The sequence below is a fragment of the Streptomyces sp. SM18 genome (assembly GCF_002910775.2).
Classification (GTDB): Bacteria; Actinomycetota; Actinomycetes; order Streptomycetales; family Streptomycetaceae; genus Streptomyces; species Streptomyces halstedii.
Map to the genome: position 1 here is coordinate 3333759 of NZ_CP029342.1, position 11071 is coordinate 3344829.

Genomic DNA, 11071 nt, shown 5'->3' on the forward strand with positions numbered 1-11071 from the left:
CGCACGAGCGGCGGGGCCTGAGGCCTGTCCGGGGCGGATGCGGCCCCTGAGGGCCTGTCCCCGGGGCAAGGTGGAGGGCCTGTCCCCGGTGGGCCAGGCCTCGTGACGGCGCCTAGGACGGCGTCCCGGTCAGTCCGTGTTCGGCCAGGTACTCCAGCTGGGCGCGCACCGACAGTTCCGCCGCGGGCCACAGGGACCGGTCCACGTCGGCGTACACGGCCGCCACGACCTCGGCCGGGGCGCGGATTCCGGCCTCCACCGCCGTCTCCACCTGGGCGAGCCGGTGCGCCCGGTGGGCGAGGTAGAACTCGACGGCGCCCTGGGCGTCCTCCAGCACCGGGCCGTGCCCCGGGAGCACGGTGTGCACCCCGTCGTCGACCGTCAGGGAGCGCAGCCGCCGCAGGGTGTCCAGGTAGTCGCCGAGCCGTCCGTCCGGGTGCGCGACGACCGTCGTCCCGCGCCCCAGGATCGTGTCGCCCGTCAGTACGGCCTGGTCGGCGGGCAGGTGGAAGGAGAGCGAGTCGGCGGTGTGCCCCGGGGTCGGTACCACCCGGAGTTCCAGCCCTCCCGTGGTGATCACGTCACCCGCCGCCAGGCCCTCGTCCCCCAGGCGCAGTGCCGCGTCCAGGGCCCTCACCTTGGTGCGGGTCAGCTCGGCGAACCGGGCCGCGCCCTCCGCGTGGTCGGGGTGGCCGTGCGTCAGCAGCGTCAGGCCGACACGCCGCCCGGACCGCTCCGCCGTGTCGATGACGGCCCGCAGGTGGATGTCGTCGAGCGGCCCGGGGTCGATCACCACCGCGAGGTCGGAGCCGGGTTCGGCGACGATCCAGGTGTTGGTGCCGTCCAGGGTCATCGGTGAGGCGTTGGGGGCGAGGACGTTGACCGTACGGGCGGTGGCGGGTCCGGACAGCACTCCGCCGCGCGGCTGTCCCGGCAGGGCCGCGGCGTCGCTCATGACCGGCCACCTCCCGTACCGCCCGGGACGTCCGCCGGGACGTGTTTGGTGAACTCCTCGTGGCCCGGCCAGCTCAGCACCAGCTCGTCGCCCTCCATACGCGCCTGTGCGAGCACCGGCGCGAGGTCCTGGGAAGCCGCCCCCTCCAGGGCCGCCGCGGCCGTCCCGTACGGCAGGAGCGCCCGCAGCGTGGCGACGGTCGGCGGCATCATCAGCAGCTCGCCCCGGTCGTAGCCCTCGACCGCGTCCGCCGGGCGGATCCACACCGTGCGGTCGGCCTCGCTCGACGCGTTCCGGGTGCGCTGGCCTTCCGGGAGGGCCGCCACGAAGAACCAGGTGTCGTACCGCCGGGACTCGAACTCCGGGGTGATCCAGCGGGCCCAGGCGCCCAGCAGGTCGGAGCGGAGCACCAGGCCGCGCCGGCCGAGGAAGTCCGCGAAGGAGAGCTCCCGGGCGACGAGGGCCTCGCGGTCGGCCTCCCAGTCGGCGCCCGTCGTGTCGCCGACGACCGTGTCCCCGGTCGGCCCGGCGAGCAGGACGCCCGCCTCCTCGTACGTCTCGCGCACCGCCGCGCAGACGACGGCCTGCGCCTCGGTCACCGTCCCGACGCCCAGCCGTGCGGCCCAGGCCTCCAGGGACGGCCCGGACCAGCTCACGAGGTGGTCGTCGTCACGCGGGTCCACGCCGCCTCCCGGATAGGCGTACGCGCCCCCGGCGAAGGCCATGGAGGCGCTCCGCCGCAGCATGTGCACCGCGGGCCCCGGGGCCGCCTGCTCCGCCACGGCGTCCCGGAGCAGCATGACCGTGGCCGCCCGTCTGGGGGGCACGGCCGTCAGCTCGCCGCTGGCGAGGGCCCGGATCCGGGCGGGCCATTCCGGGGGGTACCACTGACCGTTGGACATGGCCGGAGGCTATCCGGAAGCGCGCCGATGTTCGAGAGGCGAAAGAGCGCGCAGTGACCTTCCGGCCTCCCCGCGCCTCCTGGGGGCCCGCTCGCCGTCCACGCCTCCTGGGGCGCGCTTGCCGCACGCACCTCCTGGGGGCCCGCTCACCGCACGCACCTCCTGGGGGCCCGCTCACCGCACGCACCTCCTGGGGGCCCGCTCACCGCACGCACCTCCTGGGGGCCCGCTTGCCACTCGCACCCCAGGGGCCGCCGTCGGCCGTCCACGCGCCGACGCTCGTACGCGCCACGCCTCAGGGGGCTCGCCGTCCCCACCCAGGGCTCGCACACGCCCGCACACAGCTGATCCCGCCCGGTCGTGGTGGACCGGGCGGGATCAGGGACGAGCGGCTCAGTCCTCGGTCAGCTCGACCTGGACCTCGATCTCCACCGGTGCGTCCAGGGGCAGCACGGCGACCCCCACCGCGCTGCGCGCGTGCACGCCCTTGTCGCCCAGGACCGTGCCGAGCAGTTCGCTCGCACCGTTGACCACCCCGGGCTGCCCGGTGAAGTCGGCGGCGGAGGCGACGAAGCCCGTGACCTTCACGACCCGGGCGATCCGGTCCAGGTCGCCCACGACCGACTTCACGGCCGCCAGGGCGTTCAGCGCGCAGGTCCGGGCCAGTTCCTTCGCCTCGTCCTGCGTCACCTCGGCGCCGACCTTGCCGGTCACCGTGAGCTGGCCGTCCACCATCGGGAGCTGCCCGGAGGTGTACACGTACACCCCGGAGCGCACGGCCGGCTGGTAGGCGGCGAGCGGAGGAACGACGTCCGGCAGCGTCAGGCCGAGCTCGGCGAGGCGCGCCTCGACAACGCCCGCCACGCCTACTTCTCCCGCTTCAGGTAGGCCACGAGCTGCTCGGGGTTGTTCGGGCCGGGAACGACCTGGACCAGCTCCCAGCCGTCCTCGCCCCAGGTGTCCAGAATCTGCTTGGTCGCGTGCACGAGAAGGGGCACGGTCGCGTATTCCCACTTGGTCATGGGCCCGACTGTAACGCCTGGCATACGCGGCCTCGTGCGTAGCCTGCCCGTCGACTGGTTAGGCTCGAAGACGTGAGCAGGTTCCAGGTCGTCAGCGGCAAGGGCGGTACCGGTAAGACCACGGTCGCCGCCGCCCTCGCGCTCGCCCTCGCGACCGAGGGCAGGCGCACCCTCCTCGTCGAGGTCGAGGGCAGACAGGGCATCGCCCAGCTCTTCGGGTCCGAAGCCCTTCCGTACGAGGAACGCAGGATCGCTGTGTCGCCGGGCGGCGGAGAGGTCCACGCGCTGGCGATCGACGCCGAACGGGCCCTGCTCGACTACCTCCAGATGTTCTACAAGCTGGGCAGCGCCGGCCGGGCGCTGAAGAAGCTCGGCGCGATCGACTTCGCCACGACCGTCGCCCCCGGGGCCCGGGACGTCCTGCTGACCGGCAAGGCCTGCGAGGCGGTACGCCGCAAGGACCGGCGAGGCGAGTTCGTCTACGACCACGTGGTCATGGACGCCCCGCCCACCGGCCGCATCACCCGCTTCCTGAACGTCAACGACGAGGTGGCCGGTCTGGCGCGGATCGGCCCCATACACAATCAGGCGCAGGCCGTGATGCGCGTCCTGAAGTCGCCTGAGACAGCGGTCCATCTGGTGACCCTCCTGGAGGAGATGCCCGTCCAGGAGACCGCGGACGGCATCGCCGAACTGCGGGCGGCCGATCTGCCTGTCGGCCGGATCATGGTGAACATGGTGCGCCCCCACCTGCTGGACGAGGACGCGCTGCGCACCGCGTCGGGCGGCCGCCGCAAGGAGATCGCGAAGGTGCTGACCCGGGCGGGCGTCACGGGCTCGGCCGGGCTCGTACGCCCCCTGGTCGAGCAGGCGGCCGAGCACGCCCAGCGGGTGGGGCTGGAACGGGAACAGCGCGCGGTACTGGCCGGCCTGGGGCTGCCGACCGCCGAACTGCCGCTCCTGGGCGAGGGCGTGAGCCTGTCCGGGCTGTACGACCTGGCGACGGAGCTCCGCAAGCAGGGTGTGGGCGACGGCACGGCGGACGCGGCCGGGCAGGGACCGGGAGGCGCGGAGCGGGCCGGGAAGCGCCCCGGGGGCGGCTCGGGACAAGGGGTGGGTTCATGACGCTGGGCACCGGCATCGCGTCCGGGCTGGACACCGACGCGCTCCTGGACGACCCGGGGATCCGGATCGTCGTGTGCTGCGGGTCGGGTGGCGTGGGCAAGACCACGACCGCCGCAGCGCTCGGGGTACGGGCGGCCGAGCGCGGTCGTCGGGTCGTGGTCCTCACCATCGATCCCGCCCGCCGGCTCGCCCAGTCCATGGGCATCGACCGGCTCGACAACGTCCCGCGCCGGGTCGACGGCATACGGGGCGACGGCGAACTCCACGCCATGATGCTCGACATGAAGCGCACCTTCGACGAGACCGTCGAGGCGCACACGGACGCCGAGCGGGCGCGCGCGATCCTGGAGAACCCGTTCTACCAGTCCCTGTCCGCCGGTTTCGCGGGGACGCAGGAGTACATGGCGATGGAGAAACTCGGCCAGTTGAGGGCTCGCGACGAGTGGGACCTGATCGTCGTCGACACCCCTCCGTCCCGCTCCGCGCTGGACTTCCTGGACGCGCCGAAACGTCTCGGCTCCTTCCTGGACGGGAAGTTCATCCGGCTCCTCATCGCCCCCGCGAAGATCGGCGGGCGGGCCGGGATGAAGTTCCTCAACGTCGGCATGTCGATGATGACCGGGACCCTCGGCAAGCTGTTGGGGGGTCAGTTCCTGCGTGACGTACAGACGTTCGTCGCCGCGATGGACTCGATGTTCGGCGGGTTCCGTACCCGGGCCGATGCCACGTACCAGCTTCTCCAGGCCCCGGGTACGGCGTTCCTCGTGGTGGCGACACCGGAGCGGGACGCGCTGCGCGAGGCCGCGTACTTCGTGGAGCGGCTGGCCGCGGAAGAGATGCCGCTGGCGGGCCTGGTCCTCAACCGGGTGCACGGCAGCGAGGCCGCGCGGCTCTCCGCGGACGGCGCGCTGGCCGCCGCAGAAAATCTTGAGGACGCCGGCATTGTGGATCAGTCGTCCGGGAAGGCTGGCTGTGGTGACCCGGCGGGCGCGGCGGCCCTCACCTCTCCCGAATCCGCTGAAGCCCCCGGACACGACGAGCCCCACGCGTTCCCCGAAGAACCCGATCGTCCCGAGTCGTCGCTCTCCCCCGAGCCACCGCTCTCCCCCGAGCACCACGAGGAGCCGCCGCCGCGCGGTCACACCGCCCGTGACCCGCAGGCCACCGACCCACAGGAGCACCGGACGCCCGTTCCGCCCGGGTCGGCCGCGCACACGGCGGACGGCCACGCGGTGAACGACGGCGTAGTGAACGACCACACGGCGAACCACCACACGGCAGACGAGGACAGGCCGGACGGGACCGGAGACGCCACCACGCCCACGGGCCCGGCCACGCCGGTCTCCGGCACCGGTTCCCCGGTCGCCGATGTCGATGCCGATGAAGCCGTGTCGGCTGAAGCCGTACGGGCCGAAGCCGCGTCCGACGATGCCGTATCGGCCGATGTCGTGTCCGTGGAGCAACTGACCGCCGGGCTGCTGCGGCTGCACGCCGAACGCATGCAGGTCGTCGCACGCGAGCGCGACACGCGTGACCGCTTCACCGCGCTCCACCCCGAGGTCCCGGTGACCGAGGTGGCCGCGCTGCCCGGAGACGTACACGACCTGTCGGGGCTCCGGGCCGTCGGAGAACGGCTCGCGACCGGCGCGGTTCCCTCCACGACCGGAAGCGCGTAAGGCGGCTCCACCGAGCGGACCCGCTCAGGGCGGACCGCCAGAGCGGAATCACGTGAGGCGGGCCTCGGCGCGCGGACCCGCGCGGGACGGATCGTACGGCCCAAGACCCCTGCGGCCCATGGCTCGTGCGGCTCATGGCTCGTACGGCCCAAGGCTCGTGCCGCCCAGTCGGCCGCGCGACAGGTGGCCCCAGGGGGCGGAACCCCGCGTACGGCAGGCCCCGCCGGTCGATGCCCCTCCCTGCGCCCGACCGGACGGGAGCTACCCGACCGCCGCGTACGTCTCGTGCAGTTCGTCGTCCAGGCCCACCGCGGCGGGCAGCAGACCGGTCGAGCGCTCGTACTCGCTGCGCGCGGTCTCCAGCAGCCGGCGCCAGGACGTCACTGTGGGCCGTCGTCGCAGCAGTGCGCGACGCTCCCTTTCCGTCATTCCACCCCACACGCCGAACTCGACGCGATTGTCCAGCGCGTCGGCCAGGCATTCGGTCCGCACCGGGCATCCGGTGCACACCGCCTTGGCCCTGTTCTGCGCTGCCCCTTGTACGAACAGTTCATCCGGATCAGTAGTGCGGCAGGCTGCCTGCGCACTCCAGTCGGTTACCCAGCCCATGCCGGCGCCGTCCTCTCCCGAATCGAGGCTCCCCCACGGCGGCAGCGGCATATTCACCGCTGCCAGTTGAGGACGTTACGGAAAGTGGCGACAGCACAACACCCCCTTCGGGCCCAATCTTGGATGGCCCGAACGGACTATGCGTACGCGGCAGATCACCCAGAGGAGTGAGCGGAGGACATGCGTAACCATCCCGACGCAATCGGGACAGAATACCCAAGTCGCAACGGACATTCAGCGACACACCAGGCGAATTCGGGGTCGCCTTGACGTGTGGCTGAATTGCGCAGGGGCCGTGCAGGGGACTTGATGCAGCACCGCATTGCTGTGACAGTTGGGAGCAGCTTAGGCCAAGGCCTATCGGTGTGTCCGGCGAATGAGAACGTAGACACCTCAGACCGCCGCGCCCTGCCGTGCGGTCGCGATCCGGGCTGCCCCGTCCCGTTCAGTCCTGTTCCGTTCCGCCCTCCCGTTCCGTCAGGGCGGACCTCGCGCGGCGCTCCCCGGGTGCCTCCGACCGGCCGCGACGGGCGCGGGACGGCCCGCGGATGTCACGGTCTGGTACTCGAACGCCCCTGGACACCCCTGGTCCCGCGGAACGCCGCTCACGACCAATTAGGCTGCCTCCATGCCAAAGAAGCGCTCAGGCGGGGGTCTCACGACGACCCAGCAGGCCGCCAAGTTCCTCGGTGTCGCCGCGCTCTCCGGAGCGGTACTGGCGGGCCTCGCATTGCCGGCCGCCGGAGCACTGGGGCTAGCAGCCAAGGGGACGGTCGAGGGATTCGACGAGATCCCGTCCAACCTCAAGACACCGCCGCTGAGCCAGCGGACCACGATCCTGGACAACGAGGGCGGCACGATCGCCACGGTCTACTCACGTGACCGCACCGTCGTGCCCCTCAAGGACATCTCCCCGTACATGCAGGACGCGATCGTCGCGATCGAGGACTCACGCTTCTACGAGCACGGCGCGGTCGACCTCAAGGGCATGCTGCGCGCGTTGAACAGCAACGTGCAGAGCGGCGCCACGCAGGGTGCCTCGACGCTCACCCAGCAGTACGTGAAGAACGTCTTCGTGGAGGAGGCGGGCGACGACCCGGAGAAGGTCGCCGAGGCCACTCGGCAGACGCTGGGCCGCAAGGTCCGCGAGCTGAAGTACGCGATCCAGGTCGAGGAGGAACTCGGCAAGAAGAAGATCCTGGAGAACTACCTCAACATCACGTTCTTCGGACAGCAGGCGTACGGCGTCGAGGCCGCCTCCCAGCGGTACTTCTCCAAGCACGCCAAGGACCTCAAGCTGGAGGAGGCCGCGATGCTGGCGGGCCTCGTCCAGTCGCCCACCCGCTACGACCCGGTCAATGACACGGAAGAGGCGACCAAGCGCCGCAACACCGTGCTGCGGCGGATGGCGGACGTCGGCAGCGTCTCGAAGGACGAGGCCGCGAAGGCCATCGAGAGCCCGCTCAAGCTGAAGGTGAAGAGGCCGAGGAACGGCTGCATCACCGCGGTCAGCGGCTCCGGGTTCTTCTGCGACTACGTGCGCAAGACCATCCTCACCGACCCGGCCTTCGGGAAGACCGCGGAGGACCGCACCAAGCTGTGGAACCTCGGTGGTCTGACCGTCAAGACCACGCTCTCCCCGCGTGCCCAGAAGGCGGCCAACGAGGCCGCGACCTCGAAGGTCAACAAGGACGACAAGATCGCCGCCTCGGTGGTCCAGGTCGAGCCCGGCACCGGCAAGATCCTCTCGATGGGCCAGTCCCGCCCGTACGGCCTGGACCAGACGCAGCACGAGACGGTGCTCAACCTCGCCGTCAGCAACGCGATGGGCGGCAGCACCTACGGCTTCCAGGTCGGCTCGACCTTCAAGCCGATCACGGCCGCCGCGGCGCTGGAGAAGGGCATCAGCCCGGCGCAGAGCTACTCCTCCGACTGGAAGCTCTCGGTACCGATGAGCTCCTTCCGGAACTGCAAGGGGGCGCCCACCGGAAGCGGGAACTGGGACCTCCAGAACGAGATGGACTCGGAGAAGGGCGCGTTCGACATGACGAGCGCCCTCGGGAAGTCCATCAACACCTACTTCGCCAAGCTGGAGCAGCAGGCCGGGCTGTGCGAGACGGTCACCATGGCGAAGAAGCTCGGCTACGAGCGGGGTGACGGCAAGCCCGTCTCGGACAACAACCCGTCGATCACCCTGGGCGGTACGGAGAGCACCCCGCTCAACATGGCCGCCGCCTACGCGGCGTTCGCCAACCGGGGCACGTACTGCACGCCGATCGCCCTTCAGGCCATCACCGACGCGAACGGCAAGAAGGTCGACGTCCCCAAGTCCACGTGTACGCGGGCGATGAGCGAGAAGACGGCCGACACCGTCAACCAGATGCTGAAGGGCGTCGTCGAGGACGGCACCGGTACCCAGGCGGGCCTGACGGACCGTGACAACGCGGGTAAGACCGGTACGACCAACGACCGCGTGGACGCCTGGTTCGTCGGCTACACGCCGAACCTCTCCACGGCCGTGTGGGTGGGTGCGGACGTCGGCAAGAAGGTGCCGATGTACGACATCACCATCGGCGGCCAGTACTACGACAAGGTCTGCGGTGGCTGTCTGCCCGGCCCCATCTGGCGGACCGCGATGACCGGTGCGCTGAACGCCTCGGAGACCCCTTCCTTCAACGCCGTCGACGTGCCGCGCGCGAAGGAGAAGGAAGACAAGGAGAAGGACAAGGACAAGGGTCACGACGGGGACAAGGGCGACGACGACAAGCCCGACACCACCCCCTCGCGCCCCGGCTTCACCGGTGGACGCGGTGACCGGCACGGCGGTGGCAACGGCCACTGACCGGCGGAACCGTACGTGAAGGAGGGGCGCTCCCGGCCGGGGGCGCCCCTCCTTCACGTGTCGCTGCCCTGAGGTGCCTCCGGGGCGTCCCCGGGGGCTCAGCGGCCGCCCGGGGGGCTCAGCGGCCGGTCACCCCGCGAGGGGCTCAGCCCGCGACGAGCTCAGCCCGCGAGGACCTTCTTGACGGCGGCGGCGACCCGGCCGCCCTCCGCCAGGCCCGCCACCTTGGGGTTGACGATCTTCATGACGGCGCCCATGGCCCGCGGCCCCTCGGCCCCGGCGGCCCTGGCCTCCGCGACGGCCTGCGTGACGATCGCGTCGAGCTCATCGTCGGTGAGCTGCTTGGGCAGGTAGGCGTCGAGCAGCTTCCCCTCCGCCCGCTCCCGCTCGGCCTGCTCGGTCCTGCCGCCCTGTGCGAAGGCCTCGGCCGCCTCGCGGCGCTTCTTCGCCTCCTTGGCGATCACCTTCAGCACCTCGTCGTCGGAGAGCTCGCGCGCCGACGTGCCGCTGACCTCTTCCTTCGTGATCGCGGTGAGGGTGAGCCGGAGGGTGGACGAGGTGAGCTCGTCACGCGCCTTCATGGCCGTGGTGAGGTCTTCCTTGAGCTTGGACTTGAGCGTGGTCATGCCGCAATTGTGACAGGTACGGGGCACCCGCCGCCCGCCTGTTTTCGTCTCCGGGCACCGTGTCTGCGACGATGGGACCATGCGCGCACGCTACGGAGTACCTCTGAAAGTCACGGCAGTCGGCGCAGCGATCGGCGCCGCCGGCCTCGTGTACGCGGCCGGGTTCGAGGCCCGCTCGTTCCGTCTCCGCCGGATCACGGTTCCCGTACTCCCGCACGGGGCCCGCCCGTTGCGCGTACTCCAGGTCTCCGACATCCACATGGTGAACGGTCAGCGCAAGAAGCGCGCCTGGCTCCAGTCGCTGGCGGGGCTGCGCCCGGACTTCGTCGTGAACACCGGTGACAACCTCTCGGACCCCGAGGCCGTACCCGAGCTGCTGGACGCCCTCGGCCCGCTGATGCGGTTCCCCGGGGTGTACGTCTTCGGCTCCAACGACTACTACGGCCCCAAGCTCCGCAACCCCGCCCGCTACCTCCTGGAGAAGGCCCACGGCAAGCACGGCCTCAACGGGAACGCCCCGGCCGTCGGCGTGGTCCACAACCCGTGGGAGCCGATGCGGGACGCCTTCGACGAGGCGGGCTGGCTGAACCTGACGAACACCCGGGACCGGCTCAAGGCGGACGGCCTGGAGATCGCCTTCACCGGCCTGGACGACCCGCACATCAAGCGGGACCGCTACGCCGAGGTGGCCGGCGGACCCGACACGGACGCGGACCTCTCGATCGGCGTGGTCCACGCCCCGTACCTGCGTTCCCTGGACGCCTTCACCGCGGACGGCTACCCCTTGATCCTGGCGGGCCACACCCACGGCGGCCAGCTCTGCATCCCGTTCTACGGCGCCCTCGTCACCAACTGCGACCTGGACACGGACCGGGTGAAGGGCCTCTCCAGCCACACGGCCGACGGCAAGCGCGCCTACCTCCACGTCTCGGCGGGCTGCGGCACGAACCGCTACACCCCGGTCCGCTTCGCCTGCCCCCCCGAGGCGACCCTGCTGACCCTGACACCCCGCGACTGAGGGTGAGCGCCCGACCACCGGCCCGCCGGGGCCTGGGAGCCCGGCCCAGAATCCGGATTTCGCCTCCGGGCGCCGGTGGGCTAAAGTAAACGTTGTCGCCGGGACAACGGTGGACATCGGGGTGTAGCGCAGCTTGGCAGCGCGCTTCGTTCGGGACGAAGAGGTCGTGGGTTCAAATCCCGCCACCCCGACAGCTGAAACACCAGGTCAGGGGCCTGATCCGCATCGCGGGTCAGGCCCCTGAGTGGTTCCGGGTGCCGTTTTGGGAGCCGTTTGGGAGCCGACTTCATATCCCG

At 71.1% G+C, this 11071-nt stretch carries 10 protein-coding genes and 1 tRNA gene; 5 read left to right on the forward strand and 6 right to left on the reverse strand.

The features are described from left to right. Positions 1 to 112 precede the first annotated feature (112 nt). The 4 genes from B9S64_RS14795 to B9S64_RS14810 all read right to left on the reverse strand — a co-directional run bounded on the left by B9S64_RS14795 (position 113) and on the right by B9S64_RS14810 (position 2879). Positions 113 to 955 carry an MBL fold metallo-hydrolase gene (locus tag B9S64_RS14795; protein ID WP_103491328.1) on the reverse strand — a complete coding sequence of 281 codons (843 nt, stop codon included), beginning with the start codon at positions 953 to 955 and terminating at the stop codon, positions 113 to 115. Next, a complete protein-coding gene (locus B9S64_RS14800) occupies positions 952 to 1857 on the reverse strand; it encodes an NUDIX hydrolase (protein ID WP_103491329.1) in 906 nt (301 codons plus the stop codon). The genes B9S64_RS14795 and B9S64_RS14800 overlap by 4 nt, the downstream gene beginning before the upstream one ends. 393 nt (positions 1858 to 2250) lie before the next feature. Further along, positions 2251 to 2721, reverse strand: a complete 471-nt coding sequence (locus B9S64_RS14805) for a RidA family protein (RefSeq protein WP_103491330.1) — start codon at positions 2719 to 2721, stop codon at positions 2251 to 2253. Between the two features lie 2 nt (positions 2722 to 2723). Beyond that, a complete protein-coding gene (locus tag B9S64_RS14810) occupies positions 2724 to 2879 on the reverse strand; it encodes a DUF4177 domain-containing protein (protein ID WP_093527172.1) in 156 nt (51 codons plus the stop codon). A gap of 72 nt (positions 2880 to 2951) precedes the next feature. Here B9S64_RS14810 and B9S64_RS14815 point away from each other — a divergent pair, with 72 nt between their 5' ends. Then, positions 2952 to 4004 carry an ArsA-related P-loop ATPase gene (locus B9S64_RS14815; protein WP_103491331.1) on the forward strand — a complete coding sequence of 351 codons (1053 nt, stop codon included), beginning with the start codon at positions 2952 to 2954 and terminating at the stop codon, positions 4002 to 4004. Then, positions 4001 to 5680, forward strand: a complete 1680-nt coding sequence (locus tag B9S64_RS14820) for an ArsA family ATPase (protein WP_103491332.1) — start codon at positions 4001 to 4003, stop codon at positions 5678 to 5680. Before B9S64_RS14815 ends, B9S64_RS14820 begins: the two co-directional genes overlap by 4 nt. A gap of 261 nt (positions 5681 to 5941) precedes the next feature. Here the strand turns inward: B9S64_RS14820 and B9S64_RS14825 are convergent, their stop codons facing one another. Beyond that, a complete protein-coding gene (locus B9S64_RS14825) occupies positions 5942 to 6289 on the reverse strand; it encodes a WhiB family transcriptional regulator (RefSeq protein ID WP_030629379.1) in 348 nt (115 codons plus the stop codon). A gap of 628 nt (positions 6290 to 6917) precedes the next feature. On the opposite strand from B9S64_RS14825, the gene B9S64_RS14835 reads away from it, so the two are divergent. Next, positions 6918 to 9131, forward strand: coding sequence for a transglycosylase domain-containing protein (locus B9S64_RS14835; protein ID WP_103491333.1), 2214 nt, complete (start codon positions 6918 to 6920; stop codon positions 9129 to 9131). Positions 9132 to 9292: 161 nt separating this feature from the next. Here B9S64_RS14835 and B9S64_RS14840 read toward each other — a convergent pair whose 3' ends face one another. Further along, positions 9293 to 9757, reverse strand: coding sequence for a GatB/YqeY domain-containing protein (locus B9S64_RS14840; RefSeq protein WP_103491334.1), 465 nt, complete (start codon positions 9755 to 9757; stop codon positions 9293 to 9295). Between the two features lie 79 nt (positions 9758 to 9836). Here B9S64_RS14840 and B9S64_RS14845 point away from each other — a divergent pair, with 79 nt between their 5' ends. After that, positions 9837 to 10775 (forward strand): metallophosphoesterase, encoded by a 939-nt coding sequence (locus B9S64_RS14845; RefSeq protein WP_103491335.1) that lies wholly within the window; start codon positions 9837 to 9839, stop codon positions 10773 to 10775. Between the two features lie 117 nt (positions 10776 to 10892). Then, a tRNA-Pro gene (locus tag B9S64_RS14850) sits at positions 10893 to 10966 on the forward strand. Positions 10967 to 11071 lie beyond the last annotated feature (105 nt).